Origin of the sequence: Mesorhizobium sp. B2-3-7, assembly GCF_006442695.1 — a bacterium.
In the GTDB taxonomy this organism is placed as follows: Bacteria; Pseudomonadota; Alphaproteobacteria; order Rhizobiales; family Rhizobiaceae; genus Mesorhizobium.
In genome coordinates this window covers 110,649-136,246 of the sequence record NZ_VFVV01000010.1, presented here as the reverse complement: position 1 = coordinate 136,246, position 25,598 = coordinate 110,649, and the positions used below count along the sequence as shown (strand labels likewise).

Annotated in this window: 30 protein-coding genes and 1 pseudogene; 14 read left to right on the top strand and 17 right to left on the bottom strand. The window is 65.0% G+C overall.

What is annotated here, in order from left to right; all coding sequences use genetic code 11:
• Window positions 1-201 precede the first annotated feature (201 nt).
• On the top strand, window positions 202-672 hold the full coding sequence (locus tag FJ940_RS20370) for a nucleoside deaminase (protein ID WP_140657713.1): 471 nt from the start codon (window positions 202-204) through the stop codon (window positions 670-672).
• Window positions 673-805: 133 nt separating this feature from the next.
• Here the strand turns inward: FJ940_RS20370 and FJ940_RS20365 are convergent, their stop codons facing one another.
• The 6 genes and pseudogenes from FJ940_RS20365 to FJ940_RS20340 all read right to left on the bottom strand — a co-directional run bounded on the left by FJ940_RS20365 (window position 806) and on the right by FJ940_RS20340 (window position 4,868).
• Window positions 806-1,354: a YbhB/YbcL family Raf kinase inhibitor-like protein gene (locus FJ940_RS20365; protein ID WP_140500017.1), complete on the bottom strand. Its 549-nt coding sequence runs from the start codon at window positions 1,352-1,354 to the stop codon at window positions 806-808.
• A 133-nt stretch (window positions 1,355-1,487) separates the two neighbouring features.
• Window positions 1,488-2,285 (bottom strand): hypothetical protein, encoded by a 798-nt coding sequence (locus tag FJ940_RS20360; protein WP_140657711.1) that lies wholly within the window; start codon window positions 2,283-2,285, stop codon window positions 1,488-1,490.
• Between the two features lie 115 nt (window positions 2,286-2,400).
• Window positions 2,401-2,565 (bottom strand): annotated as a pseudogene (locus tag FJ940_RS20355) (PLP-dependent aminotransferase family protein); the annotation flags it as partial.
• An 11-nt stretch (window positions 2,566-2,576) separates the two neighbouring features.
• Window positions 2,577-2,957: an ester cyclase gene (locus tag FJ940_RS20350; RefSeq protein ID WP_140657709.1), complete on the bottom strand. Its 381-nt coding sequence runs from the start codon at window positions 2,955-2,957 to the stop codon at window positions 2,577-2,579.
• 110 nt (window positions 2,958-3,067) lie between these two features.
• Complete coding sequence (locus FJ940_RS20345) at window positions 3,068-4,267, bottom strand: PLP-dependent aminotransferase family protein (protein ID WP_181171794.1); 1,200 nt, start codon at window positions 4,265-4,267, stop codon at window positions 3,068-3,070.
• A 148-nt stretch (window positions 4,268-4,415) separates the two neighbouring features.
• Window positions 4,416-4,868, bottom strand: a complete 453-nt coding sequence (locus FJ940_RS20340; protein ID WP_140500024.1) for a GNAT family N-acetyltransferase — start codon at window positions 4,866-4,868, stop codon at window positions 4,416-4,418.
• A gap of 281 nt (window positions 4,869-5,149) precedes the next feature.
• On the opposite strand from FJ940_RS20340, the gene FJ940_RS20335 reads away from it, so the two are divergent.
• Window positions 5,150-5,752, top strand: a complete 603-nt coding sequence (locus FJ940_RS20335) for a DUF922 domain-containing Zn-dependent protease (RefSeq protein ID WP_246672559.1) — start codon at window positions 5,150-5,152, stop codon at window positions 5,750-5,752.
• Between the two features lie 16 nt (window positions 5,753-5,768).
• Here FJ940_RS20335 and FJ940_RS20330 read toward each other — a convergent pair whose 3' ends face one another.
• The 3 genes from FJ940_RS20330 to FJ940_RS20320 all read right to left on the bottom strand — a co-directional run bounded on the left by FJ940_RS20330 (window position 5,769) and on the right by FJ940_RS20320 (window position 8,367).
• Entirely contained in the window at window positions 5,769-6,827 is a 1,059-nt protein-coding gene (locus FJ940_RS20330) for a Gfo/Idh/MocA family oxidoreductase (RefSeq protein WP_140557858.1), read from the bottom strand.
• Between the two features lie 95 nt (window positions 6,828-6,922).
• Window positions 6,923-7,627: an SDR family oxidoreductase gene (locus FJ940_RS20325; RefSeq protein ID WP_140630682.1), complete on the bottom strand. Its 705-nt coding sequence runs from the start codon at window positions 7,625-7,627 to the stop codon at window positions 6,923-6,925.
• Between the two features lie 122 nt (window positions 7,628-7,749).
• Entirely contained in the window at window positions 7,750-8,367 is a 618-nt protein-coding gene (locus tag FJ940_RS20320; RefSeq protein ID WP_140657703.1) for an XRE family transcriptional regulator, read from the bottom strand.
• 131 nt (window positions 8,368-8,498) lie between these two features.
• Between FJ940_RS20320 and FJ940_RS20315 the strand changes: the two genes are divergently transcribed.
• The 3 genes from FJ940_RS20315 (at window position 8,499) to FJ940_RS20300 (ending at window position 12,594) form a co-directional block, all read left to right on the top strand.
• A complete protein-coding gene (locus tag FJ940_RS20315) occupies window positions 8,499-9,632 on the top strand; it encodes an FAD-binding oxidoreductase (protein WP_140557854.1) in 1,134 nt (377 codons plus the stop codon).
• A 50-nt stretch (window positions 9,633-9,682) separates the two neighbouring features.
• Entirely contained in the window at window positions 9,683-11,287 is a 1,605-nt protein-coding gene (locus tag FJ940_RS20310; RefSeq protein ID WP_140657700.1) for an ABC transporter substrate-binding protein, read from the top strand.
• A gap of 185 nt (window positions 11,288-11,472) precedes the next feature.
• Window positions 11,473-12,594, top strand: coding sequence for a serine hydrolase domain-containing protein (locus FJ940_RS20300; protein WP_140568045.1), 1,122 nt, complete (start codon window positions 11,473-11,475; stop codon window positions 12,592-12,594).
• On the opposite strand, the gene FJ940_RS20295 is transcribed toward FJ940_RS20300, so the two are convergent.
• The gene (locus FJ940_RS20295; protein WP_140500038.1) at window positions 12,557-13,111 is read right to left on the bottom strand and encodes a cytochrome b; all 555 of its coding nucleotides are present in this window, start codon (window positions 13,109-13,111) and stop codon (window positions 12,557-12,559) included. The two genes, FJ940_RS20300 and FJ940_RS20295, sit on opposite strands and share 38 nt — an antisense overlap.
• A gap of 148 nt (window positions 13,112-13,259) precedes the next feature.
• Window positions 13,260-13,979, bottom strand: a complete 720-nt coding sequence (locus FJ940_RS20290; protein ID WP_140657696.1) for a 3-keto-5-aminohexanoate cleavage protein — start codon at window positions 13,977-13,979, stop codon at window positions 13,260-13,262.
• 205 nt (window positions 13,980-14,184) lie between these two features.
• Between FJ940_RS20290 and FJ940_RS20285 the strand changes: the two genes are divergently transcribed.
• A complete protein-coding gene (locus tag FJ940_RS20285; RefSeq protein ID WP_181165267.1) occupies window positions 14,185-14,382 on the top strand; it encodes a hypothetical protein in 198 nt (65 codons plus the stop codon).
• A gap of 145 nt (window positions 14,383-14,527) precedes the next feature.
• Here FJ940_RS20285 and FJ940_RS20280 read toward each other — a convergent pair whose 3' ends face one another.
• Window positions 14,528-16,624: an EAL domain-containing protein gene (locus FJ940_RS20280; protein WP_140657694.1), complete on the bottom strand. Its 2,097-nt coding sequence runs from the start codon at window positions 16,622-16,624 to the stop codon at window positions 14,528-14,530.
• A 216-nt stretch (window positions 16,625-16,840) separates the two neighbouring features.
• On the opposite strand from FJ940_RS20280, the gene FJ940_RS20275 reads away from it, so the two are divergent.
• Together FJ940_RS20275 and FJ940_RS20270 are read left to right on the top strand one after the other, a co-directional pair.
• The gene (locus FJ940_RS20275; RefSeq protein ID WP_140521496.1) at window positions 16,841-17,290 is read left to right on the top strand and encodes an ester cyclase; all 450 of its coding nucleotides are present in this window, start codon (window positions 16,841-16,843) and stop codon (window positions 17,288-17,290) included.
• Between the two features lie 243 nt (window positions 17,291-17,533).
• Window positions 17,534-18,625 (top strand): phosphatase PAP2 family protein, encoded by a 1,092-nt coding sequence (locus FJ940_RS20270; RefSeq protein ID WP_140557844.1) that lies wholly within the window; start codon window positions 17,534-17,536, stop codon window positions 18,623-18,625.
• Between the two features lie 55 nt (window positions 18,626-18,680).
• On the opposite strand, the gene FJ940_RS20265 is transcribed toward FJ940_RS20270, so the two are convergent.
• Complete coding sequence (locus tag FJ940_RS20265; RefSeq protein WP_181167216.1) at window positions 18,681-19,217, bottom strand: hypothetical protein; 537 nt, start codon at window positions 19,215-19,217, stop codon at window positions 18,681-18,683.
• Window positions 19,218-19,338: 121 nt separating this feature from the next.
• Window positions 19,339-19,665 carry a DUF1330 domain-containing protein gene (locus tag FJ940_RS20260; protein ID WP_140500048.1) on the bottom strand — a complete coding sequence of 109 codons (327 nt, stop codon included), beginning with the start codon at window positions 19,663-19,665 and terminating at the stop codon, window positions 19,339-19,341.
• Window positions 19,666-19,842: 177 nt separating this feature from the next.
• Here FJ940_RS20260 and FJ940_RS20255 point away from each other — a divergent pair, with 177 nt between their 5' ends.
• The gene (locus FJ940_RS20255; protein WP_140500050.1) at window positions 19,843-20,535 is read left to right on the top strand and encodes a helix-turn-helix domain-containing protein; all 693 of its coding nucleotides are present in this window, start codon (window positions 19,843-19,845) and stop codon (window positions 20,533-20,535) included.
• A gap of 87 nt (window positions 20,536-20,622) precedes the next feature.
• On the opposite strand, the gene FJ940_RS20250 is transcribed toward FJ940_RS20255, so the two are convergent.
• Window positions 20,623-20,808 carry a transcriptional regulator gene (locus FJ940_RS20250; RefSeq protein ID WP_140500052.1) on the bottom strand — a complete coding sequence of 62 codons (186 nt, stop codon included), beginning with the start codon at window positions 20,806-20,808 and terminating at the stop codon, window positions 20,623-20,625.
• A gap of 123 nt (window positions 20,809-20,931) precedes the next feature.
• Here FJ940_RS20250 and ada point away from each other — a divergent pair, with 123 nt between their 5' ends.
• The 4 genes from ada (at window position 20,932) to FJ940_RS20225 (ending at window position 23,826) form a co-directional block, all read left to right on the top strand.
• Window positions 20,932-22,011: a bifunctional DNA-binding transcriptional regulator/O6-methylguanine-DNA methyltransferase Ada gene (gene ada, locus FJ940_RS20245; protein ID WP_181167217.1), complete on the top strand. Its 1,080-nt coding sequence runs from the start codon at window positions 20,932-20,934 to the stop codon at window positions 22,009-22,011.
• A gap of 12 nt (window positions 22,012-22,023) precedes the next feature.
• Window positions 22,024-22,254 (top strand): hypothetical protein, encoded by a 231-nt coding sequence (locus FJ940_RS20240; protein ID WP_140500055.1) that lies wholly within the window; start codon window positions 22,024-22,026, stop codon window positions 22,252-22,254.
• A 286-nt stretch (window positions 22,255-22,540) separates the two neighbouring features.
• A complete protein-coding gene (locus tag FJ940_RS20230) occupies window positions 22,541-23,086 on the top strand; it encodes a methylated-DNA--[protein]-cysteine S-methyltransferase (protein ID WP_140557843.1) in 546 nt (181 codons plus the stop codon).
• Window positions 23,083-23,826 carry a 2OG-Fe(II) oxygenase gene (locus FJ940_RS20225; RefSeq protein ID WP_140657692.1) on the top strand — a complete coding sequence of 248 codons (744 nt, stop codon included), beginning with the start codon at window positions 23,083-23,085 and terminating at the stop codon, window positions 23,824-23,826. Before FJ940_RS20230 ends, FJ940_RS20225 begins: the two co-directional genes overlap by 4 nt.
• Window positions 23,827-23,974: 148 nt before the next feature.
• Here FJ940_RS20225 and FJ940_RS20220 read toward each other — a convergent pair whose 3' ends face one another.
• Complete coding sequence (locus tag FJ940_RS20220; RefSeq protein WP_140657691.1) at window positions 23,975-24,562, bottom strand: dihydrofolate reductase family protein; 588 nt, start codon at window positions 24,560-24,562, stop codon at window positions 23,975-23,977.
• A gap of 140 nt (window positions 24,563-24,702) precedes the next feature.
• On the opposite strand from FJ940_RS20220, the gene FJ940_RS20215 reads away from it, so the two are divergent.
• Entirely contained in the window at window positions 24,703-25,119 is a 417-nt protein-coding gene (locus tag FJ940_RS20215) for a helix-turn-helix domain-containing protein (RefSeq protein WP_140657689.1), read from the top strand.
• 144 nt (window positions 25,120-25,263) lie between these two features.
• On the opposite strand, the gene FJ940_RS20210 is transcribed toward FJ940_RS20215, so the two are convergent.
• Window positions 25,264-25,500, bottom strand: coding sequence for a hypothetical protein (locus FJ940_RS20210; RefSeq protein ID WP_140500063.1), 237 nt, complete (start codon window positions 25,498-25,500; stop codon window positions 25,264-25,266).
• Window positions 25,501-25,598: the final 98 nt, after the last annotated feature.

Below are 25,598 nucleotides of genomic sequence, written 5' to 3'. Positions count from 1 at the left end.
CAAAACAGATCATTTCAATTTCGTATACAGGATACGAGAGCGGAGAACAGTGCTTCAAACCTGATCAGGCGATGGTCCGCGGTCGGGTTTTGCCCGCCGGGCGAAGCTTGCCAATGCCCGCCGATCGGCGCACTCTCAGCCCTACGAAGCCGGTCGCCGGGCGTCGGTTCCTCTCCTCGCCCGTCGTGTTAGGATTGCGCAATGACCCGCGACCAGATGCTCGCCCACCTCCGTGCTGCCGACGCCGTCGCTCGCGACGCGGCCGTGCACGGCCATCATCCGTTCGGCTGCGTACTGGTCGGGCCGGACGATCGCGTGCTTATGCGCCAGGGAAACCTCGACACGGTGCGCCATGCCGAGACGGAGCTCGCCCGGCGCGCCGCGGCTGCCTACGAGCCGGATTTCCTCTGGTCCTGCACGCTGGTCTCGACCGGCGAACCCTGTGCGATGTGCGCCGGAACGCTCTACTGGGCCAATATCGGCCGCCTGGTCTACGGCTTCGAGGAGACGAAGCTCCTGGCGCTCACCGGCGATCACGCCGAGAATCCGACGATGAGCCTGCCCTCGCGCACAGTGCTCGCCTCGGGCCAGAAGAAGATCGAGGTCTTTGGCCCCTTCCCCGAGATCGAGGACGAGCTGATCGCGCCGCATCGCGATTTCTGGACGCGCTGACGCGCCGGCCGAGGCCGCGCGCAAAGCCGCCAGATGGCCACCGGAACGGAATTCAAACGATCTCTTGGAACGTGTTTGCCAACAGCGTCGTCAATGCGCTGGTGGCCCGGGCGACTGCCTGAACCGGTCATGCCTACCGCCCATAGGTGTACGTCACGCTGGTCTCGCCGAGCGCCTGGCTCTTCGCGGCCACTGCCACCATTTCCGGAGAGGGATTCTCCGGCGCGCGCAGCTTCGGCGCGCCGAGCGCATAGAGCGTGAAGACATAGTGATGCGTGCCGCTGCCGGGCGGCGGGCATGGCCCGAAATAGCCTGCGCGGCCGATGCCACCCTTGCCGAGCACCGTACCCTTGGGCAAGCCTTTGCCGCGCTTCGAGCCAGCCCCTTCGGCCAGGCCCTTCGCGCTTGCCGGGATGTTCCAGGCCAGCCAGTGCCAGAAACCCTTGCCGCCGCCGGCGTCGGGGTCGAACATGGTGAGCGCGTAGCTCTTGGTGCCTGCCGGCGGGTCCTTCCATCTCAAGGCGATCGATACGCTTTGCCCGCTGCAGCCGCCGGCCTTGTCGCCGAGATATTTTTCGGCCCATTTGCCGTTGGAAACCGACGGGCTTGAAATCTCGAAAGCCGCCGCCTGATTGGCGAGGCCGAACAGCACCAGCACGGCGAAACCGAGGCGCAAGCTCATGGCTTCCTCCACTTCCAGCCAAGATGCCGACGAGTTTAGCCGAAAAGCGGCCCGAAATTAGGCAATTTGGCGCGAAACTGCTGGTGGGGGCTGCTGGAACCGTCGATCCTCCCGACATGGGCTGCCGACGGCGCTATTCCGCCGCGCTGCATTCTTCGGTCGGCTCAGCCGCAGGCGGACCGATCGCCGAGATCCAGAGCCGGTCGATGTCGGCTAGCTGCGCGCGGTCGATTTCGTCGAGATGGTTCCAGTACATGCCATCCTCGTAGAAATAGCCGAGCTCGCGCTCGATTTGCTCGGCCACTTCGACCCTATGCTGATGGATGCCCGCACGCGCATCCATCTTCATGCCGGCGAGGCGCTCGGGGGACAGTAACCGCAATTCCTCGAAGGACAGCCTTGGGAAGACCAGGCGGCTTTGCGGCAGGTCCGACAGGTTGATGCAGAGCGTGCCGCGTCGCAGCGCATGAATGAGCAGGCGGGCGGATTTGGCCTCGAGGCTCTGCAGCGTGACATCGTCGCGCAGCGGGTCGGCGCGGCCGATGCCGTAGAAATGGGTGTCGCCGGCCGTGTCGTAGATCATGTCGCAGCCGAGGAAGGCGAGCACGTCCGGCCTCTGGCTGTGGACGGCCCAATAGGCCGCTGTCAGCGACATGGTGGCGCCGGCATAGACGAAGCCGCCGAAAGTATTCTGGGCCGGCACGTAATGCGCGGCGCTGAAGATCTCGGCCTGCCGCAGCGGTTCCAGAGGCGGCATCCGGTCGGACGGGAAATCGCCGGCATGCACCAGCACGTCCCAGTCGGGGCGCACGCGCCAGGCATTGTTGATGGCGACGATGCTGGCGAAGGTCTCCTTCGGCCAGGCGGCGCAGCGCACGACGTCGGGCGCGCTGCCGAGAAGCAGCGTCACTCTGGGCGTTGCGGAGACCATGACATCCTCATTCGACCGGCAAAGGCACGCCCGCATTTACCGCACGCCTTGCCAGGCGCACAAGGGCCGCCGACAAGCCGGCCTGACGCCCCGGGGCCAGGAATCCGGTCGGTTGCTAGTTCCTCAGCAGCTTGGCCAATCTGGGAATGCCCTCGGTCACAGCGCGGCGGTCGGCCAAGGTGAAGGACAGCCGCAGCGTGTTGCGCCCGGTGCCATCGGCGAAGAAGGCGCTGCCGGGCACGAAGGCGACACGCGCTTCCTTCACCGAGCACGCCAGGAGAGGTTCGTGGTTCAAAGCTGGGCTTCGATGGCGGCCTTGTCGATGATGGACCACACGAGCCGGATCTTCGCGCCGCGAAACTCATAGAAGACGTTCTCGGCGAAGGACACTTTCCGGCCGTCTACGGCAAGCCCGAGGAAATTTCCCCTGGGCGTGCAGTCGAACATCAGGCGGCTCGCGACACGAGGCGGATCGCAGACCAGCAGCCGGATGTCGAAACGAAGGTCCGGAATGTCGTCGAAGTCCTTCTCCAGCATCGCGCGGTAGCCGGAGAGCCCGATCCGCCTGCCATTGTGGGACACGTCGTCGTCGACGAACTGCCCGAGGTTCGGCCAGTCCTGCCGGTTGAGGCAGGCAATGTAGTCGCGGTAGATACCGGAAAGGTCGGTCATGGCGCATGAACCCGCGTTCGTGGACACAAGGCTATTTTGCACCAGCAACAAGTCAGGGCAACCCGGGTTTGTTCGCCGCTGGGGCGATGCGCCGTCGTTTGGCCGGCGCCTTAAGCCTTGAGCAGCGCCGCCAGCCGCGGAATGCCCTCGCTCACCGCGCGCCGGTCAGCGAGCGTGAAGGACAGCCGCAGCGTGTTGCGCCCGGTGCCATCGGCGAAGAAGGCGCTGCCGGGCACGAAGGCGACACGCGCCTCCTTCACCGAGCGCGCCAGGAGCGTGGTGGCGTCAGCGCCTTCCGGCAGCGTCACCCAGACGAACATGCCGCCTTCCGGGCGGCTCCAGGTCACGCCTTCCGGCATGTTGGCCGCGAGCGCGCCGAGCAGGCCGTCGCGGCGTTCGCGATAGGCGCCGATCAGCTTTTCGACCTGGGCCTCGAACACCGCTTCGGCCGCCCGGTGCATCACCATCTGGTTGATCGACGGGCTGTGCAGGTCGGAAGCCTGCTTCATCAGCACCAGCTTTTCCACGACATGGCGCGGCGCGCAGACCCAGCCGACGCGCATGCCCGGCGACAGGATCTTCGAGAACGAGCCGCAGTAGAGCGTGCGCGCCTTGTCGATACCGCCGGAGCGCGCGCAGTCGAGCGCCAGGATCGGCGGCACGCTCTCGCCATCATAGCGCAGCGCCCGGTAGGCGGCGTCCTCGACGATCGCGATGTCGAGCTCGCCGGCAAGGTCGAGCACCGCCTCGCGCTGCTGCCTGTCCAGCGTGTTGCCAGTCGGGTTGGCGAAATCCGGCACCAGGTAGGCGAACTTGGCCCGGCCGCCATTCGCCGCCGCCGCCGCGCGATAGGCATCCGGCGTCATGTTGCCGCCTTCCGGCCGCAGCCGGTCATAGCGCGGTTCATAGGCGTTGAAGGCCTGCAGCGCGCCGAGATAGGTCGGCCACGTCACCAGTGCGGTGTCGCCCGGCGACAGCAGCAGCTTGCCGATATAGTCGAGCGCCTGCTGCGAGCCCGAAGTGATGAAGATGTTGGCTTCCTCACAGGCGACGCCGAGCTTGCCCATCTGCCCGGCGATCCATCGCCGCAGCGGCAGATAGCCCTCGCTCACCTGGTACTGAAGCGCGGCCCCCGCCTCGCCGCCGCCGAGCACGTCGGCATAGGCGTCGCGGATCGCCTCGGCCGGAAACAGCGCCGGATCGGGAATGCCGCCGGCGAAGGAGATGATGTCCGGCTGGTCGAGCAGCTTCAGGAGCTCGCGGATTTCCGAGGCCTTCATGCGCGACGAGCGCGAGGCCAACAGGTTCATAAGGGTCAAGCACGCCTCCCCGGACGCATCGAATATAGGTCAACTTAGCTGACCTATATCTGGTCTCGCCGCAAATTGAATAGGGCCTGCTAGCCTTCCCGCATGCGCCAGCCGCCCGCCTTAGCGGAAAGCGACGGCCCCGCCTGCGCTACAAGGTCTTCTTGTAGCCGAGATGGGTGCCGGTGAAGCCGAGGCTTTCATAGAAGCGGTGCGCGTCCGCTCTGGTCTTGTCGGTGGTGAGCTGGACGAGGCCGCAACCGCGCGCCCGGCATTGATCAACAGCCCATTCGATCATCAGCCTGCCTATGCCTTCGGAACGGCGGTGCCCGGCGACCCGCACCGCCTCGATCTGACCGCGCCAGGCGCCCTTCCGCGACAGCCCGGCAAGGAAGCTGATCTGCAAGGTGCCGACCACGTCGGCGCCATCGACCGCCACCGCCAGCAACTGGTTGGGGTCGGCATCGATGGCGTTGAAGGCATCGACATAGCCCTGCGCCAGCGGCAGCGAGGCATCCTCTCTGGCCGCGCCAAGCGGATCGTCCGCCAGCATGGCGACGAGGGCAGGCAGGTCGGAGGCCAGGGCCTTGCGGAAGGTGATCATGAGCACGACTTACGGCGACGCGCCGGCGCCGGCAAGGCCGTTGGTTTGGAAGCCTCACCCTATCTTCGTCATCCTAGGGTCTGCGCCGCGTCGCTTCGCTCCTTGCTCCGCCCTAGGATGACGAACCGAGGGAACTTCTTCAACCCCATACCCATCCTGGTCTTGCCGCACGGCGCCAGCGCCTCCCTCCAACACATTTGCAGCACCCGCCGGCAGCATATAGGAAAAGCCACAAGATGGCATTGGCGTCGGCGCCGGTCCTGGTTTCGCGGAGAGCGGTGTTGAAAGCGTGTGTTCGTCTGTGCCTGTCGCTGGTCGCGGTGCTCGCCTTGCCGCTTGCCGCCCATGCACAATGGAAGCCCGTCGAGACGGTCAAGCCCTACGCCATTTCAGGCCGGACCGGACAGGAGCTCTACCGGTCGATCGGCGAGAACGGACCGCTGATCCGCGGCGCCAAAACGCGCACCATCGCCTACACCAATTTCAAGCTGACCTGGACCAGGGACTACCAGAACAAGGGCGGCGATTGCGTCCTGGCATCGGCCAGGCCGAAGCTGATCATCACCTATGCCTTGCCGAAGCCGTCAGGCTCCCTGCCGCCGGCCGTGCAGAAGAGCTGGGACAGCTTCATCGCCGGCGTCGCCGCCCATGAGAAAGTGCATGGCGCCGATATCATCGCCATGGTGCGCAAGATCGAGGCGGCGACCGTCGGCCTCAGCGTTGCCGACGATCCCAAATGCGCCAAGATCCGGACCGAGATGACCAGGCGCCTCTCCGAACTGTCGCAGGCGCAGCGGCAGGCAAGCCGCGATTTCGACCGCGTCGAATTCGGCAATGGCGGCAATTTGCAAAAACTGGTTTTTGGCCTCGTGACCGGTCCCTGAGAGGAAGGCGCCACCCTCACCGCGTCTGCGCGCTCGCCGCGAGCTCCGCCCGCTTCTCGTCCGACACCACGGCCAGATCCAGCACCTTCTGCAGTTCGGCGGCGTGGCGGAAGGACGGTTCGGCCTGCACGCCGGTCCGCACCGCGTCGGCGAAACGCTGGTAGTTGGTCGCGACCGTGCCGGCGTCGAGCTCTTCCCATATCCCGTCGTCGACATTTTCGCCGAGGCAAGCCTTGAGCGACGAGCCGTCGAGATTGTGCACCACTTCGAGACCGCCTCGATCGCCATAGATGCGCAGGCGCAATTCGTTGAGATGGCCGGTCGCCCAGCGGCTGGCATGCACCACGCCGAAGGCGCCGTTGGAGAAATCCACCGTCATGGCGAAACTGTCATTGGCGTCGAGCCCGTAGTCGCCGATGCGGTTGCCCGGCGCCTTGTCGAAGGAACGCAGCCGGCAGAACACATGATCGATGCCGAGGGCCGCGCCATAGCTGGCGAAATCGAGGATGTGGATGCCGACATCGCCAAGCACGCCGTTGGAGCCGTGGCCGAGCGACAGCCGCCAGAGCCATTTCGGGTCGCTGCGCCAGTCGCCCCAGAATTTCGACACCAGCCAGCTCTGCAGATAGGACGCCTCGACATGCCGGACCGTGCCGATCTCACCGGCCTGCACCATCCGGCGGGCTTTCTGCAGCGCAGCGACATTGCGGTAGGTGAGGTTCACCATGTTGACGATGCCGGCTTTCTCGGCGGCCTCGGCCATCTCGATCGCCTTGCCGAAATTCTCGGCCAGCGGCTTCTCGCACAGCACCGGTTTGCCGGCGGCGATCAGCTGCATGGTGGTCGGGTGGTGGATGCGGTCCGGCGTGACATTGGCCACGGCGTCGAAAGCGCCCCATTTGAGCGCCTCGTCCAGCGCGGTGAAGCGGTTGGGGATGTTGAAGCCGTCGGCGAATTCGCCGACGCGCGCCGGATCGAGGTCGACGGCCCCGACAATGTCGACGCCATCGATGGCGCTGAATTGCCGTGCATGTTCCTGCGCCATCCAGCCGGTGCCAAGTATCAGAAGCCGCATTTTTCCTCCTTGGTGCGAGATGTCGTCGCGCCAGGCGGGATGCCGGCCCCCCCCCCGCGGCGCGCGTCGGACAGGCCTCCCCTCCCGGACCCGCCTCAAATAGCGCGAATGATCCCGCCGTCGACGCGGATGTTCTGGCCGGTGATGTAGCCGGCGCCGTCCGAAGCCAGGAAGGCGATGGTCGCGGCGATCTCTTCCGACGTGCCGTAGCGCTGCATCGGCACGGAGTCGCGGCGTTCTTCCGTCGCCGGCAGGCTGTCGATCCAGCCGGGCAGCACATTGTTCATGCGCACATTGTCCGCTGCATAAGTATTGGCGAAGATCTTGGTGTAGGCGGCAAGGCCGGCGCGGAACACGGCCGAGGTCGGGAACATCGGGCTCGGCTCCACCACCCAGGCGGTCGAGATGTTGATGATGGCGCCGGCCTTCTGCTTGACCATCTGCGGCGCCACGATGCGCACCGGCCGGATGACGTTGAGCAGGTAGACGTCCATGCCGGCGTGCCACTGTTCGTCCGTGATCTCCAGGATCGGCGCGCGCGGCCCGTGGCCGCCGCTGTTGACCAGCACGTCGACGCGGCCATAGCGCTCCAGCGTCAAGTCCGCGAGGCGCTGCAAGTCCTCGTTTGACTGGTTGGAGCCGGTGACGCCGATGCCGCCCAGTTCCTTGGCCAGTGCCTCGCCCTTGCCGGATGAAGACAGGATGGCGACCTTGAACCCGTCCGCCGCCAGCCGCTTCGCCGCCGCAGCCCCCATGCCGCTGCCGCCGGCCACGATGACAGCCACTTTTTCTGAACTCATTGGGTTTTCCTTCTCGGGTTGGCGGGAATTTCGGTCTCAGCGGTCATATAGCCGGTTTCGCCGGCCGGTTCGAACCAGAAAGGCTGAACCGACCTGCAGAAAAACGCGACGCGCCAACCGCCCTATCCTTCCACCGTCTCCAGCACGCTGAGCAGCGTGCCTTCCATGTCGGGCTCGTCGCCGGAGCAGACGCACAGCATTTCGGCGTCGCCGTCGCCCACAGAGAGGTAGGCGTGGCCCATGGTGGAATCGATATAGACGCTCTCGCCCTGTTTCAGCCGCACCGGCGCGTACTGGTCGGTGTGCAGCTCGATCTCGCCCTTGAGCACGATCAAAAATTCCTCGCCGGCATGTTTCGTCAGCGGCCCGAACTCCTCGGGCGTGCGGGCGCGCGCAGAGGCGTGGATCGGCACCATGCGCTTGCGCACCAGGTCGGTGGCCAGGTACCGGTAGTCGTAATTGCGGGTCAGTTGGCGCAGTGTGTTGGACGGTGACGTCACGGAGCGGCGGGTGCGCGCCGCCGGCTGCTTGCGGTCGCCGCTGAGCAGTTCCGTTACATGGATGCCGAGCCCTTCGCAGATCTGCAGCAGCTTGTCGTAACTCAGCGACATCTGGTCGTTCTCGACCTTGGACAGCGTCGACACCGCGACACCGGTGAGCCTGCTCACCTCCTGGAGGGTCCAGCCATGCGTCTTCCTCAAGCCGCGCAGGCAATCACCCAGCTTCGGTTGCTCCGACATATCAGCTCCATGCCGCGGGATCGCGCCGCTCCATCCTAGGTAATTGAACTTCCCGCCGTCATCAACAACGCCAACAATTTTCTTATACGCTAAATATTGACTGGATAAGAAATTATTTTTACGACTGAACGATGCAGTCGAATTCACTCCCGAAAATCGTCGTCATCGGCGGCGGCATTGCCGGCCTCTCGCTTGCCGCCGAGGTGGCGGACTGGGCCGACGTCACCCTCATCGAGCGCGAGAGCCAGCCGGGCTATCATGCCAGCGGCCGCTCGGCCGCCCTGTTCACCGAGACTTATGGCAACCGCCTGGTGCGCGCGCTGACGCTGGCGAGCCGCCGGGCGATCTTCGACGGCGGCTTCGTCGCGCATCAACGTGGCGCGCTGCATGTCGGCCGCGCCGATGACGGCGCGGCCGTCGACCGGCTGGCCGGCGAATTGCAGGCCATGGTGCCGAGCGTACGCCGCCTCTCCGCCGCTGAGCTGCATGCGCTGGTTCCCGTCATCGATCCGCAAACCACATGCGGCGGTGTCCATGAACCGGGTGCGGTGGACGTCGATACCGGCAAGATGCTTGCGGCCTGCGCTTCGGCACTGAAGGCCAGGGGCGGCATCATGCGCACGAGCGAAGAGGTGCGCGAGGTCGCGCCCGCCGGCAATGGCTTGCGCGTCGCCACCAGTGCCGGCGCCTATCCCGCCGACATCGTCGTCAACGCCGCCGGCGCCTGGGTCGATGTCGTGGCCGGCCTGGCGGGGCTCACCGGCCTCGGCTTCCAGCCCAAGCGGCGCACCGCCTTCCTGTTCGACCCGCCTGCGGGCGCCGACATTGCCGGCTGGCCGCTGGTGGTCGATCTGCACGAACAATTCTACTTCAAGCCAGACGCGGGCAGGCTGATCGGCTCGCTGGCCGACGAAACCGATTCCGAGCCTTGCGACGCCTGGCCGGAAGACATCGACGTCGCCATCGCCGTCGACCGGATCGAGCAGGCAACGTCCATGCGCATAGGCCGCCCGTCGACGCCCTGGGCCGGCCTGCGCACCTTCGCGCCCGACCGCACGCCGGTCGCCGGCTTCGACCCGCGCCTGCCCGGCCTCTTCTGGCTCGGCGGCCAGGGCGGCTATGGTTTCCAGGTGTCGCTGACATTGGCGCGGCTCGGCTCGGCGCTGATGCGCGGCCAACCCTTGCCCGACGATGTCACCGCGCTTGGCGTCACCGCCGCGGGGCTGGCGCCCGACCGCTTCCTGGCCCCGGCGGCGAAGCCATGAATTTCATGCCCTTCCCTCAACCAGAAAAAGTGTCATCAGGAGCGTTTGCGATGAAATCCACCGTTCTGCGCACAGTGCTTGGCTCGACCCTTCTGGCCTCGTCCGTCCTTCTCGGCGGGCAGGCTCATGCCAAGACGCTCGTCTATTGCTCGGAGGCCAATCCCGAGACCTTCAACCCGGCGATCGGCATCGCCGACTCCACCATGGATGCCGCCGCCAAGACGATCTTCAACCGGCTGGTGGAGTTCAAGCCGGGCACGACCGAAGTCGGACCGGCGCTGGCCGAGAGCTGGGATGTCTCGCCGGACGGCAAGACCTACACATTCCACCTGCGCCAAGGCGTGAAATTCCAGTCGAACGAGCATTTCACGCCGACGCGCGAGTTCAACGCGGACGACGTCCTTTACACGTTCAACCGCCAGCGCGACGCCAACAATCCCTACCACAAGCTCGGCGGCGGCTCTTACGAATACTTCAACGCGCTGGGCATGGGCACGCTGATCGACAAAATAGACAAGGTCGACAATTACACCGTGCGCTTCACGCTGACGGCCCCCAACGTCACCTTCCTGGCCGGGCTGGCGCTCGACTACCTCTCGATCTTGTCGCTGGAGCAGACCGAAAAGATGGTGGCCGCCGGCACGCCGGAGCTGATCGACAGCCAGCCGGTCGGGACCGGCCCGTTCATGCTCGAGGCCTATGTGCCCGACAGCCAGGTGCGCTACGCCGCCAACAAGGATTACTGGCGCGGCGCGCCGAAGATCGACACGCTGGTCTTCGCCGTCACGCCCGAGCCGACCACCCGCGTCGAGCGCCTCAAGGCCAATGAATGCCAGGTGGCGGCCCCGCCTCCGCCCAGTGCCGTCGCCGAATTGCGCGCCGATCCAGACATTACGGTCCTCGACCTCAAGGGCCAGAATATCGGCATCCTCGGCTTCAACGTCGAACATCAGCCGCTGGGCGATGTCCGCGTGCGCACCGCGCTTGCCAAGGCCGTCGATCGCAAGGCAATCGTCGATGCCGTCTATGCCGGCGCCGGCACCGTTGCCGGCAGCGTCGTGCCGCCGGCGCAGCTCGGCGCCGTTACCGATGCCGGCATCGACTACGATCCCGACGGCGCGAAGAAACTGCTGAAGGAAGCAGGCCACGAAAGCGGTCTCAAGATCAGCCTGTGGGCGATGCCGGTGTCGCGCCCCTACAACCCCAACGCCAAGCGCATGGCCGAGATGATCCAGGCCGACTGGGCGAAGGTCGGCGTGCAGTCCGAGATCGTCAGCTTCGAATGGGGCGAATATCTCAAGCGCACCGCAGCGGGCGAGCAGGACGCTTTCCTGCTCGGCGGCAGCAGCGACAATGGCGATCCCGACAACATGCTGAGCTATCTCCTGTCCTGCGACGGCGTGAAGGGTGGCTCGAACCGCTCGCGCTGGTGCGACAAGGATTTCGAGAAGCTGCTGGATGAAGGCCGCGTCGCCGCCGACCCGAAAGAACGCGCCGCGATCTACGCGAAGGCGCAGGCAATCCTGAAGGCCGAGGTGCCGGTGGCGCCGATCGCCCATTCGCTGGTGGCGATCCCGATCCGCAAGAGCGTGCTCAACTACATCCTCGACCCCTTCGGCCGGCAGAATTTCGCGGCGGTCGATGTGGCTGAGTGAGGGCAGGCGCTCCCTGTCCTTACCCCCTTGTGGGGGAAGGTGGATCGGCGCGCAGCGCCGAGACGGTTGAGGGGTGTTCCAGCGGAATGAGACGTTGGTGTTCCCTGGAGCACCCCTCATCCGACCTCGCTTCGCGAGGCCACCTTCTCCCCACAGGGGGAGAAGGAAAAAAGAAAGCGATATCAATGCCGAAAGACCTGACCTCCCTCCTCAACAGCTACCTCGCCGACGGCGCGGTGGGTGCCTCGCTGGCCTATTCGACAGGCGCCGCGCCAATCGCCCTCACCGCGGGCCTAGCCGATCGCGCACATGGCACATCAGTCACACCGGACCAGTTGTTCAAGATCGGCAGCTGCACCAAGACCTTCGTCGCCGCCGCCCTGGTCAAGCTCGCCGAGACCGGCAAGCTCGAGCTCGGCGCGCCGATCTCCTCCTGGTTCCCGGATCTGCCGGGCGCAGGGAATATTTCGGTGCGCCAGCTGATCAACCATCGCAGCGGCCTGCCGGAATTCGAATATTACATACCGATGGATCCGGGCCGGCAATGGACGCCGCAGCAGCTGGTCGACATCGCCTTCGCCTCCGACAAACAGAAGGCACCGGGCGGACCCGCTGTCTACAACAACACCGGCTATGTGTTGGCCGGCATGGTGATCGAGGCCGTCACCGGCCAGTCGCTCGGCGCCTATGTCAGAAGCGCGGTCCTGCGGCCGCTCGCCCTGGAAAACACCTGGTCGCCAGCCACCGAAGCATTCCCGGAAAGGTCGATGGTGCGCGGCTACTACCACCGGCCGCCGCCGGCGCCGGGCGCACCGACAGACATCGCTTCCGGCGGCGAGATGTGGCGCATGGACGGCGTGCTGCCCTACTCCGACGAATTGCAGGATTCTTCCGATTCCTTCCCATTCGGCGCCGCCTATGGCTGCGGCGACATGGTGTCGACGCCGTCCGACATGGTGAGCTTCATGCGCAGCCTGTTCTCCGGCAAGCTCTTGTCGCCGCCTTTCTTCGCCGAGATGTTCGAACGCCGCGTGCCGGCGAGCTTCCCGGGCACCCGCATGCGCGAGACCGGCGCCGGCATGTTCCAGAGCGCCTATGCCGACCGCGCCTTCTACGGCCATCAGGGCAGCATTCCGGGCTATGTCGCGGTCATGCTGCATGATCCGGCGACCGGTCTTACCATCGCCATGACCAGCAATGTCGGCTCCGGCAACCGCCTGTCCTTCCAGGCCAGCGGCCTGCATCCCGTGGTGGATCAGGCGATCCGGATCATTCTGGAGCAGCCAAGCCGGGCAGCATCTGGCTGAGCACGCGATCTCGCAGAAGAACGTGGTGGAAGACGGCCGCCGCGGCGTGCAGGCCGGCCAGCCACATGAGGATGTCGCCAAGCGTGCCGTGGATTTCCGCCAGCGAAGCGCCGACGTCCCATGGGGCGAAAAGCGGACCGATCGGACCGAAGCCGTACACCGTGACCGGATGGCCGCCAAACCATGCGCCGAGCATGGCGGTCACCGGCACAGCGAACATCAACGCGTAGAGCGCCCAATGTACCGCCTTCGACCCGACATACATCCAGGCGGGCATGGACGGAGCATCGGGAATGCGATCGAACAGCCGCCAGGCCAGGCGGATCACCAGCAGCCAGAAAACCGCGAAGCCGAGCGATTCATGAAGCAGCAGCATCGAGGCCCTGGGCGCTGAATAAACGCGCGTAGGAGGGCCGCCTGCCGAGACCAGGAAGGCGATGAGCACGAGCAGTGCCGTCAACCAGTGGAATGCCTGGGCAAGGCTTCCGTAGCGAGTTGTGGTACCGGACAGTGACATGCAGGAACTCCGCGGCAGTTGCACAAGGCTCCCCGCGCCAGGCCGAATTTGCCTTTATTTAGCTGCGCCTCGAGTGAGAACGATTTATGGCGGAGCAGGTCGGGTCGGCTTGTCGCACCGGCTGCACAGCCAAGGCGCTTGAGACCCTTCAGGTTTTCGACCAAAACACCGCCGCCGCCGCCGCAACGATCTCCGCATTGTCCTGCGCCACCTTTCCATCGGGAAGCGTCCTGCCGTCTTCCAGTCCGACCCGCGTCGACCAGCGCCTTCGACGCCCCAGTTCCACGAACGGCCAGACCGTGGCATCGGCGCCGTGCAGCAGGATCGGCCGCCGCACCCCGGCCCGGTCCAGCACGGCGGCGATGCCGTGCGCCTCGGCGAGTGCGGCGGGCAATTCCTGTATGTCGATCTCGATCAGGATGCGCAGCACCCGGCCGTGATCGGCAAGACTGACGAACCGCTCGGCATCTTCCGTTGTGGCAAGGCCGGCCTCGATGCCGACGCCGCGCTGGCGCAAAAGCTCCATCACGGCGGGCGCGTCGGCCTCCGAAAGATTGACCGAGGCATAATCGGGCAGTTCGCGCCAGCCGGCGATCGCCGCGCGGGTGCGCTCGACGTCATTCTCGATCCAGGCGCCTGTCGACACGCCGATCAGCGTGCCGGGACAGGCCCGGCGCACCGCCAGCACGGTCGTGTCCACGGCGGCCAGGCTCTCGCGCCCGTCCACGCCGCGCGGATGGATGTGCAGCTCGGCTGCGCCCGCGACGACGCAGGCGGCCGCATCGCTCGCCATCGCCTGCGCCGTCAGCGGCAATTTCGGATGAAAATCGCGCGGTCGTGCGCCATTGATGCAGGCCTGGACGATCATGGCTGCCATCCTCGGACAAGGGAGTAGCATTCTAGCCGCGTGGCAAGGCATGGCAAAGGGGTTGGGCGTTGTCTCTCCTGACAGCCACCGCCTCGCCCTTCTTGCCGGAATCCCCCGGCATTTGAATAAAATCCGCCTGTGGATATTTACCCTGTGTTCCGCCAGACCGGCCAAGATATATTAGGGCGAGGTAATGGAGGGATCATTGACCAGCGATTTTTCAGCCGCCCGGGTGCATCTCGAACGCGCCTATCACTATTTGCGCGGCGATGACGAGACAAGCCGCTCGGCATGCGAAGCCCTCGACCTGCTGATCGAAGCGGTCGCGGAGGCGCAGCACAGGCGATCGGAGGCAGAGGTGTTGGAGTTTCCGCGATCGGCACGGTTCGCCGACCGCCAGTGATCGTTCCGCCACGCCCGGCCGACCGCCCGGAGACGTTCCAGGGGCCGTGCTTAACAGCTCTTCGGGATTGCCTAATACAGCTCTTCGGGATTGCCTAATGGAGTGTTGGAGTGGCTCGGCGATTCTGGCGGGCGGCTTGCCCGCTTCAGGCGCGCCGCCTGTCGGGCGTTCCGGCCGTCGCGCGCGAAACGATCGCCTCCAGCGGCTCGGGACGATGCAGCAAGAAGCCCTGGCCATAGGCGACGCCCATGTCCTGGAGCATGGCCAGCGTATCGTGCCGTTCGATCTTCTCGCCCACCACGGCGAAGTCGAGGCTCCTCGCAATGCCGGTCATCGCCAGCACGATCTCGCGATCGAAGCGGCTGTCGGTGATATGTTCGATGAACGAGCCGTCGATCTTGATCGCATCGACGGGAAAGCGCCTGAGATACTCGAACGAGCTCATGCCGGCGCCGAAATCGTCGAGGCTGACCCGGCAGCGTCGCTCGCGGGCCTTGCGCACGAAGTCCTCGGCGGCGTCGAAATTGGTGACGGCCGCGGTTTCGGTGATCTCGAATCCGATGCCGGAATGCGGCGCACCGGTTTCCTCGATGGTGTTGTCGACGAAATCCCACAGCCCCGGATCGCTCAATGTCTGAGCCGACAGGTTGAAGCCCAGCGTCAGCGCCCCGGCACGCAGCGCCGGTCCGTGCCGCAACAGCGCCGTGCGAATGATCCAGCGGTCGAGTTTCGAGGCGATGCCGAAACGCTCGGCCACCGGGATGAATTCGCCCGGCGGCACCAGCCGCCCGTTGCGCGCGGCGAGCCTCGCCAGCACTTCGACGTGCCGGCACTCTTGCCATGGCTTTCCCAGGAGATGGATTTCCTGGCCGAACAGTTTCAGCCGCCCGTCGTCCATGGCATCGACGGTGTCGGCTGCGATGCGCGCCGCATTGAGGCCGGCGGCTCCCGATCGCGCCGCGGCCGAAAACACCGTGAAGCGGTTGCGCCCCGCCGCCTTGGCCGCGTAGCAGGCGTCGTCGGCGCAAGCCAGCGCATCGGCCACGGTGGTCGTGGCATCATCGATGAAGGCGATGCCGATCGAGGCCGCCAGTCGGCGCGATGACGCGGCCGGACCGAGATCGGCCTCGCGCACCGCCCCAAGCACGGCGCCGGCGATCCGCTCGGCCTGCACCGCGTCGCAATGCGGCACCAGCAGCGCGAACTCGTCACCGCCCAGGCGCGCCGCATGCGCCGACGACGGCAGGCAGCCGCGTATGCCCCCCGCGACGCTCTTCAGCGCCAGATCGCCGGCGGCATGCCCGGCGAAGTCGTTGAGCGCCTTGAAGTAATCGAGATCGACATAGAACACCGCCAGCGGCGCCCCCACCGCGATATGCTCGCCAAGCAGCCTGTCGAAGGCGGCGCGGTTCCACAGGCCGGTCAGCGCGTCGTGGCGGGCGGCATAGGCCAGTTCCTGTTCGCGCAGCTTGTCTTCGGTGATGTCGCGCACCGTGCCGAGGATCTGGCCGGCGGCACCGGCGGCGGCGACGAAACGCACCAGCGATTCGACATGACGGATATCGCCGTCGCGCCTGATGATGCGATATTGCGCGGCAATGACGCCGTCGGTTTCCAGCGGCGCCCTGTGGGCGCGTTCGGCCGCCTGCTTGTCGTCGGGATGCAGGTAGCTGTGCCATAGGTCTGCCGTCACCTCGTCGGTAACGGCGACAAGGCCGAATATTTCCCTGGTGCGGGAATCCCAATAGCTTTTGTTGCTGGCGATGTCGTAGTGCCAGATGCCGGTGCCGCTGGCCGCGAGCGCCAGGCGGAAGCGGATGTTGACCTGTTCCAGCGCGGCCTCTGCCGCCTTCTGTTTCGAAATATCGGTCTGCACGCCCATCAGCCGGATCGGTTGGCCGTCGCGGTCGCGTTCGACGATGCCGCCGCGGTCGAGCACCCAGACCCAGTGGCCTTGCTTGTGCCGGAGCCTGAGCTCGGTCTCGATGGTGTCGGTCAGGCCGGCGATGTGACGGTCGCCGCTGGCCAGCGCCTGCTCGCGATCGTCGGGATGGGTAAGCCGCAGCCAGAGGTCGCTGCTGTTGGCAAGCTCGCTTTCGTCATAGCCCAGCATCCGCGCCCAGGTGGCGGAATAGAAACACTCGCCTGTCCGAAGGTCCCAGTCCCAGACGCCAAGTTGGGCGCGCTCCAGGGCCTTCTCCCAGAACGTTCCATTACGGCTTTTCTTGTCCTGACCCGCCATCTTCCGTTTCGTCCAACCCCGCCGGGGGCAATCTGCGGCAAAACCAGAGAAGAAAGCGTTACCACGCCGGTGGCTCCGCCGCGTTCCTCGCTTGCGGTCCCGACTTTCGATTGGCGGGCAAGAAGCGGAGTTTGCCCGCCCGCCGATCCTCCTAGTGTTTGCGCGGGGTCGCCGCCCGCCCTGGCGATCTCGTGCAAACACAAGAGGACTTTTCCCATGACCAAACAGGAAGACAACAAGGCCGTCGTCGCTAGATGGTTCACTGATTTCTGGGGTGAAACCTGCGATCTTTCCGTCGTCGACGCCATCGCCGCGTCCGACATGCTGCTCAAATATTCGCTGCATGAACCGCGCCGCGGCCGCGAGGACATCAAGGCCTTCATGACCGATTTCCGCGCTGCCTTCCCGGACCTCAACTTCTGGGCCACCGCCGACCTCATCGCCGAAGGCGACTATGTCGTCGGCCAGTGGGAAGGCGGCGGCACCCATGCCGGTCCGGCCTTCAGCGATTTCCTCGTCGGTTCGCTGCCCGCCGCCACCGGCCGCACCATGCGCTTCACCGGCACCACGGTGCTGAAGGTGATCGAGGGCAGGATCGTCGAGGAGATCGGCCTCGACGACGGCGTCGCGGCGTTGACCCAGCTCGGCCTGATCAAGGCGGCTTGAATGAGAGGGACCATCGCCGTCCAGGCAGTGGTCCCTCTCGATTGCACGTGCGTGACGAAAGGCCTCTTGGCAGCAACCCAACACAGGGCCAGCACCGCCATGGTCCTCAGCCCGTATTTGAATACAATACTACACTATTGAGTATTACATTGGAAACCAGACACCATTACGGGTGCAACAAGATATTAATACGTTGCCGCCAGAACATTCATAACAAGTTCGAAAGCTGGCGGGACCTCCCTGATGAGTGGGTACACCGGAACACAGGGCGGCGATCTCCGATCGGTTTCCACTGTTGATCTTGGCGTGGCGACAACCAGAAGCAGCTGGCTGCTGACGGGCCTGTGCCTGGTCTGCGTCGCGACGGCGCTTTGCCTGCGGCCTGAGCGATATCTTCTGCTGTCCATAAAGTACTTCGGGACATTCCTCGGCTTGCTGCCGGTGCTGCTGGTGGTTGGCCTCGGGTTAACGGCATTGGTGTATGGCGGGCCCAGGCCGACAAGATTCATGGTGCACATACTCAAGGAACGCGGGCCGGCGGCCGCGCGGGTCGTCTTGCTATTCTTTCTCGGCATCATCGCTTTCACGACATTCAGGATCACCATACCGGAGATCGTGCCTTACTATGCCGATCCCATGCTGGCCGACCTCGATCGTTGGCTGCACGGCGTCGATCCTTGGGTATGGACGCACGGCATCGTTTCAAAGCCCGCCTCCATGCTGGTTTTCAAGGCCTATATGTCCTGGTGGTTCATGCAATGGCTTGGCGTCGTGCTCTTCGTCGCCTTCTGGAACAGTCCCGCCCGGCGCATCCGCTATCTCTGGGCGTTCGCGCTCACCATGATGTTGTGTGGCACCGTTCTTCCAATCATGCTGTCATCCAGCGGGCCGATATTCTACGACCGGTTCTATGGCAGCAGCCGATTTGCCGGGGTGCTCGCAGCGCTGATGGCAGACCCGTATGCCTTGCCGGTGCGGTTCGCCGCCAGCTATCTGCTCGATGCACACGACAGCGGCAGCTCCGCGCTGGGCAGCGGCATCACAGCAATGCCGAGCATGCATGTCGCCATCGTCACGCTCAATGCCTTCTTCCTCACCGGCTTTGGTCGCCGCTGGGCCGTTGCAGGCTGGTCGTTCGCCGCACTCATCCTGTTCGGCTCGGTCTATACCGGCTGGCACTATGCCGTGGACGGCTACCTATCGATCATCGTGGTCTCTCTGCTCTGGTACCTGACCGGACGCTTCGTTCTACCGGCATCGGGGCAGCAGGCTTCCGACGTGGCCCAACAGTCTTCCGATACGGGATCGGCGGCCCCCAATCCCGCGCCGCGATAACGGGCCGGAGCGGACAGCGTCGAGCCAGGCGGCCTTCACCGCCTGGCTTCATTGCTTACTGGCTGGGCGCCACCGCGTGTTCGCACGACACTTTCGGGTTCATGTCGGCGAAGGTGCCGGTCGGGTTGCCCTTCCAGGCCCAGACATGCAGCTCGTAGAATTCGCCCAGGCCGTAACGGTTGGGCGCACTGTTGAAGTTGAACAATTGGCCGTCCAGTGACGCCGGCCCCTTGGCGGTGATGTATTCGACCGCCACCAGCTTCAGTGTGCCGTCGGCCATCGGCTCGTACATCACGGCCTCGGGACGGGCGATGTCGATCTTGTCGTCCTTCAGGTACTGGCCGTTGACATAGTGAATGCCCATCGCGCCGCCGGTGATGCCGCTGGCGCAGGGAATGGGCGCATAGCCTTCGTCCGTGGCGACCTTGACGTCGAGGAACCGGCCGTTCGCCGCCCGCACCTTACCGGCCAGTGGATTCGCGCCGGATGTAAATGCGACCTCGTCCTGATGGGCCTGGGCGAAAGTGGCGCAGACGGCCAGCATGGCCCCCGCCATGAGAAGCCCGTTGTGGAATTTGCGTATCATGTTCATTCCATTCTTCTTGAAAAGGCCCAGCGCGCCGGCCGCCGGAAATACGGAGGCGCGGCAGGCAAGCGCCGTGATTGTCGTTGCTCGGAGAGCCCGAAAGCGATGCGACGGATGGAGGAAAGCTTCATCCCTTCGGCAGATACGGGATCGTCCCCGCCAGGTCGGTGTTGTCGATCATCTGGAAGCGGCTGTCGCTACCGTCCTGACGGGCCGAGACGAAGGGCGCGTAGGCCGGATCGTTGGCGAAGGCGCGCGCCGCCGCTTCCGACGGGAATGCCATCAGCGCGATCAGAGTGGTGTCGAGCGGCTTGCCTTCAAGCGTCTTCACATTGCCGCTGCGCGACAGATACTTGCCGCCATGCTTGTGGACGAGGTCGTGCACCGATGCGGCGTAGGCCGGCATCCACTGCGGGTTCTTCACCTTGATGTCTGCGATTACGTAGGTGGTCATGGTCTTCTCCCTGTTACGGCGCACAGGGGAGATCCCCGCGGCCGGTCAAAGGGCTCGCATGGCAGGGCCGGCGCCGGCCAGTCCGCGATCTGTACCGGGCCGGTACAGTTTCCGTACTGGCCGCTTCCTTCATGAAGGCCTAATGTTCAGCCCAGTTTCGAGGGAGGACGTCGGATCATGGCCCAGCACGGATACAAGCAGTTCTGCCCGCTATCGATGGCCGCCGAGGTGCTGTGCACCCGCTGGACGATGGTGCTGATGCGCGAATTGGTGGCGGGTTCGACCCGTTTCAACGACCTGCGTCGCGGCGTCCCCAAAATGTCGCCCAGCCTTCTGTCGCAACGGCTGAAGGAGCTCGAGCTCGCCGGGATCGTCGAGCGCAAGGAGGTGCCGGGCGAGAAGGGCATCTCCGAATACCGGCTGACGGAGGCCGGCCGGGATTTGCGCCCCGTCGTCGAGGCGATGGGCTTTTGGGGACAGAAATGGGTCGAGTCCCGGCTGTCCCTCAAGAACCTCGATCCGTCGCTGCTGATGTGGGACATGCGGCGCAATCTGAACCCCTCGCCGCTGCCCGACGGGCGCACCGTGATACAATTCCTGTACCAGGAGCTGCCGGCGTCCAAACGGTCGTGGTGGCTGATCGTCGAAAAGCATGGCGAGGTCGATCTGTGCTGGTACGATCCGGGCTTCGATATCGACCTCTACGTCTCGACCGACCTGCACACGATGACGGCGATCTGGATGGGATTGATCACCGTCGAGAAGGCCGGCGCGAAGGTCGCCTTGACCGGAGATCAGCACATCGCAAGGAAGATGCAGACCTGGCTCGGCCTCAGCCCGTTCGCGGTCGAGCCCAAACGGGCGGCGTAGAAACGAGGGCTCGGGGAACAGCGATCGGGCACCGGGAGCGGCGGCTTTCGCCTTTCGCGACAGGTTGAATGTGTGAGTGAATAACCTTCAACGGGATGTGGGTGCTTCGATAGGGTAGTGCTTATCCTCATAAGCGTCGATCAAGGTCGCGAGAACATCAAACCGGTAATCGCCAAGAGAGCCGATTTCCGGCTCGTTCTCGAAATATTGGATGATTTCGGCAATCGCCCGATCGTAATCGGCCTCGGTCTTAAGGGGTCGAATGTTTTCCATCACACCTTCTCCGGATCAATCTTGTCATATCCTTTGTGTGTCCCGACGAATACGCTCGCGTCCACCTCTCAATTGGCAGGAAACGGGTGGCGACGCGGGTCGTCTGCGGCTTCAATGCCGGCCATGTTCATCACCCTTGCCAAGGATCTCAAACCCGCGCCGCTGCCGGTCGCCGACGATCCGCGCTGGACGCAAGTCGTGGCGCGCGACAAATCGGCCGATGGCAGCTTCTGGTATTCGGTGGCGACGACCGGCGTCTATTGCCGGCCCTCCTGCCCGTCGCGGCGCGCCAACCCGAAGAACGTGCAGCTCCACGACACGCTGGACGAGGCCAGGGCAACCGGCTTTCGCGCCTGCCGGCGCTGCAATCCCGACGGACCTTCGCTCGAGGCCGGCAACGCCGCGATGGTGGCCGAGGCCTGCCGCAGGATCGAACAGAGCGAGGAAGAACCGTCGCTCGGTGAACTGGCCGCCGCCGCCGGCCGCAGCGCCGGCTATTTCCACCGCACCTTCAAGGCCGTTACCGGCCTGACGCCGAAGGACTACGCGGCCGCCCGGCGCGCCGAAAGGGTGCGCCGGGGCCTGGAAGACGGCGCCAGCGTGACAGCGGCGATCTACGATGCCGGCTTCAATTCGAGCGGACGCTTCTATGAGAAGTCGGCCGGCATGCTCGGCATGACGCCGACGCGCTACCGCGCCGGCGGCGCCAGCGAGGAGATCCGCTTCGCCGTCGGCGAATGCTCGCTCGGCGCCATCCTTGTCGCATCGAGCAGGAAGGGCGTCGCCGCAATCCTGCTCGGCGACGACCCGGACGCGCTGGTGCGCGACCTGCAGGACCGTTTCCCCAAGGCGCGCCTGATCGGCGCCGACCGCGATTATGAGGCGCTCGTCGCCCGCGTCGTCGGTTTCGTCGAGGCTCCAAGGCTTGGTCTCGACCTGCCGCTCGACCTGCGCGGCACCGCGTTCCGGCAGCGCGTCTGGCAGGCCCTGCGGGACATCCCGGCCGGCCGCACCGTCTCCTATGCCGAGATAGCAGGGCGCATCGGCGCGCCGAAGGCGACCCGCGCCGTTGCCGGCGCCTGCGCCGCCAACGCGCTCGCGGTCGCCATTCCCTGCCACCGCGTGATCCGCAAGGACGGCGCCCTGTCCGGCTACGCCTGGGGCGCGGAGCGCAAGCGCGCGCTGCTCGGCCGCGAGGCCTGAGGAGGAGCGGCAATGGGCGCGATGGCAAGATCTTCCACCACCGATGCGGACATTGGGATCCCCCATCGCGGCGCCGTCAGACGCGCCAAAGATGCGCGGTCGCTGGTGATGGCTGCGCTCGGGGAGCTTGTCGAGAGCGGCAAGGCCGAGTGGAGCCGTGGCGCGACAGGCGAGATCGAACTGCGGCTGTTATCAGGCGAGGTTTTTTTGCTTGGCGAGGTTGCTGTCATTCGTATCGCATAAATCAGCGCTCTACGGCGCCCCCCTCTGTCCTGCCGGACATCTCCCCCACTTGGGGGGAGATTGGCTGTCACAACCGCCTTCGCCAATCTACGACGTTGCAGGAATGAGTGGGGCGCCGAAATTGCCAATCTCCCCCCTCGTGGGGGAGATGTCCGGCAGGACAGAGGGGGGGCGCCGTAGGGTACTTACCTCCGCACCGTTCCGGAAATTGAATTTGAAAGCAACCATCGGAGTGAGGAACGGAAGGCACGCGGCTAGGGTTCAGGCACACAGAAGGAGTGAAGCAATGAACCTCATGCAAACCCACACGCCGGCGACAGCCTCCGGCGCCGACACCATCACCTACGCCATCGCCCAATCCGCGATCGGCAAAATCCTCGCCGCGCGCGGTTCCCTCGGCGTCTGCGCCATCCTGATCGGCGACGACGCAGAGGCGCTGGCGCAGGACCTCGCCAGCCGCTTTCCCGGCAAGATGCTGGTCGAGAACGAGACCGCCTTGCATGACGATCTCGCGGCGATAGCATGTTTCATCGAAACGCCCGCCGCCGGCCTGGACCTGCCGCTCGACATCAGCCACGGCACGCCGTTCCAGCAAAAAGTTTGGGGCGAGCTTCGCAGCATCCGCCGCGGCGCAACCATCACCTACGCCGCCCTTGCCCAGCGTCTCGGCCAATCGAACGGCGCCCGCGCCGTGGCGACGGCCTGCGCCGCTAACGCGATCGCGCTCGGCATTCCCTGCCACCGCGTCGTCCGCGCCGACGGCACGCCCTCCGGCTACCGCTGGGGCACTGAGCGCAAGCACGCTTTGCTCGACAAAGAGGCCGCGATATGAACGCCCATGCCAAGGTTGCGGCATCGGTGGTGAAAGCCGCCGAGGAACGCGTTGCCGCTTACGACTGGCCAGCCCTAGCCGCCGAACTCGACGGCTTCGGCTGTGCGGTGATGGAAAAGCTGCTCACGCCGCAGGAGTGCCGACAACTCGCCGGGCTCTATCCGCATGAAGAACATTTCCGCAGCCATATCCACATGGCCAGGCACGGCTTCGGCAAGGGCGAATACCGCTATTTCCGCTACCCCTTGCCGGACCTGATCGGCGGGCTGCGCACGGCGCTCTATCCCAGGCTCGCCGAGGTCGCCAACCGGTGGAACGAGCGCATGGGCATCGCCATGCGCTATCCCGAAACGCATGCCGCCTTTCTCGAACAGTGCCATGCCGCCGGCCAGGTCAGGCCGACGCCACTTCTGCTGCAATATGTGCCCGGCGACTTCAACTGCCTGCACCAGGACCTCTATGGCGACCTCGCCTTTCCGTTGCAGGTGGCGGTTCTGCTTTCAGAACCCGGCGAGGATTTCACCGGCGGCGAGTTCGCCCTGACCGAACAGCGGCCGCGCATGCAGAGCCGGGTGGAAGTGGTGCCCTTGCGCCAGGGCGATGCCGTCTCCTTCGCCGTCCACAATCGGCCGGTGCAGGGCACCAAGGGCAATTACCGCGTCAATCTGCGCCACGGCGTCAGCCGCCTGCGCTCGGGCATGCGGCACACGCTCGGCATTATTTTTCACGATGCCAAGTGAATTGGGAGGTCAAGGCGTGGACCAATGGGTACATTGAGGCGCGTCATCCCTTCTCCCCTGGGAGAAAGTGGCCTCGCGCTTGGTCCTGCATCGCCGACTACCATGCCCAAAACTCAAGGCAGGTATAATATTGCGCGATGCCTTTCGGTCAGCCGGCCGGCGCGTAGCGGCTCACCACCATGCCGCTCGCATAGGCCTTCGAGCCGAGCAGCCGCAGCCTGCCGAACCCGCCTTGGTCGAAGATGCGGCGGCCGGCGCCCAGGACGGCCGGGTTGATGAACAGCTGGAACTCATCGACCAGCCTGGCCGCGATCAGCGCCGAGGCGAAGCCGGCGCCGCCGAACACCGCGATGTCGCCGCCCTCACCCCTCTTCAGCAAGTCGACCTCCCGCGGCAGGTCGCCGCTGACCACTGTCGTGCCCTCCCATCGCGAGGCCTTGAGCCTGTCGCTCGGCACCACCTTCCTCGCCTCGACGATGCGCTGGGCGAAAGCATAGAACGGGTCGCGCGGATATCTCTTCGCCGCATTGCCCCAATGGGCGAGGTAGCCTTCCTCGGCCATCTTACGGCTCAAGAGGATGGTATCGATGCCGGCGAAGACGGCGTTGAAGTCCCGCTTCAGCTCCTCGTCCCAGGCGCTGTCGTCGCCCCATTCCCAGAGCTGCCAGCGATGATCCCCGGCGGCGCCGACAAAACCGTCGACCGACATCTGCATCTGGAGGATCAGCTTTTTCATTATGGTTCTCCCAGTCAAGGGCCGAGCGGCTCGTTTTACCCGTCCGGCCGGCACGGTTGCCGATGGTTTACATTTGGAACTATTGACCTGAGATGAAAACGATGTCAATAGTAAAGCGATTTAAAAATGGAACCATACACATGTCGACACAGGACCGGTCTGGCTGCCCCATCAACCTGTCGCTCGAACTGCTCGGCGACCGCTGGACGCTGCTCATCATCCGCGACCTGGTCTTCGCCGGAAAAAAGCACTTTCGCGAATTCCTGCAATCCGATGAGGGCATTTCCTCGCGTACGCTGGCCGAGCGCCTCCAGACATTGCAGGACGAAGGTATCCTCACCCGCAGCGGTGATCCCACGCATGGGCTGAAGGCGATCTATCGCCTGACCGAGGCCGGCATCGACCTTGTGCCCGTGCTGGCCACGCTCGGCGCCTGGGGCAGCAAGCACCGCAAGGCCGACGATGATCTGGCAAGGATCGCCGATAAGCTCGCTGCCGACGGCGAGCCGGCGCTGGAGCGCCTCAAGCAGGCGCTGCGGGCGGAGCATCTCGGTTGATGGATGTCGCCAAGGCGGCCTCGGGGACAACGACCCGCACAGGCAACGCGCCTCAGAAAGCGCGTCACGGCCCTCTGTTCGGAATAGCGCAAAAACAAGCAATTGGAACGGTTGCGTGATGCATTGCAGCACGCCGGCGACGAGCTATGGCGTGCGCAATATGTCGGCGCCCGCCTGCTCATCGAACAGCACGGCGCAGCCGCACTGCAGCGCGACTTCACTCAGCGCATTCGCGACTGTTTCGTCGGCCGAGACGAAATCGCCGGTCAGCACCCGCAATTCCTCCACGGCCTTGGCCATCGAAACCAGCCGCCCCGCGGCGCGGTCGGTCGAGCAGGCGTTGACGACGCAAACCAGATCGATCATTTCAAAGTTGCCCATGCTAGCCTCCGCACGCGGCGCCCTTCGGCCGTCAACGCGATTGTGAGCGACAATGTTCCGGCGGATCGCGACCTCGCTTGACAGCGAGCAATGTTTGT